The organism is Caldisericum sp. (genome assembly GCF_049967455.1).
GTDB classification, from domain to species: domain Bacteria; phylum Caldisericota; class Caldisericia; order Caldisericales; family Caldisericaceae; genus Caldisericum; species Caldisericum exile_A.
Genome location: NZ_JBMFSR010000111.1, coordinates 1 through 640, shown reverse-complemented (window position 1 = coordinate 640; position 640 = coordinate 1). Strand labels below are relative to the sequence as shown.

General features: G+C 35.0%; 2 pseudogenes. Both read left to right on the top strand.

Features of this window, described 5'->3' with window-relative positions:
• Positions 1-345 (top strand): annotated as a pseudogene (locus ACP5SP_RS08070) (class I SAM-dependent DNA methyltransferase); the annotation flags it as partial.
• Positions 345-640 (top strand): annotated as a pseudogene (locus ACP5SP_RS08065) (hypothetical protein); the annotation flags it as partial. The pseudogenes ACP5SP_RS08070 and ACP5SP_RS08065, both read left to right, overlap by 1 nt.

The following is a 640-nucleotide window of genomic DNA, read 5'->3' as shown; positions in this document are numbered from 1 at the left end:
ACTTCATTTATAATGACAGGTAAAAATCTTAAATATATTTTAGGATTGTTAAACTCAAAGCCTGTAAGTTTCTTTTTTAGAAAATATTACGCAGGCGGTGGATTGGGGAATGAAGGATATAGATACAAAAAAACTTTCTTAGAACAACTGCCTATTCCTTCTACAACCTCCGAAAACCAACTCATTGTTCCTCAAATTGAATCTCTTGTCGACCAGATTCTTCAAGCAAAAAAGGAAAACCCCGATGCTGATATATCTGATCTTGAGCGCCAAATTGAACAGCTGGTTTATCAACTCTATGGCTTAACTGACGAAGAGATAAAAATCATTGAAGGAGGTAACTGATGTTTGCAAAAGTAATCCAACAGGACGAAAAGATAAAAGAAAAGTTCTATGAGAAGATAAAACTAAAAATAGCAAGGGAGCGGCAACAAGTACAAGAAAACGATGACAGCGGATTTTTTGCTAGGCTTTTCGGGAACACTGCCGTAGATAAATTCGACAGAAAACAGTATCATGATGAATCAAAAGGTTCTAGTGGGGAAAATGAGTTAAAAAATCAAATGTGGCTTCTTCTCAAATCTGATTCTTTTGTACTTCCAGATTATGTATTTGAAGTGGCAAAAGATGAGTTTATACA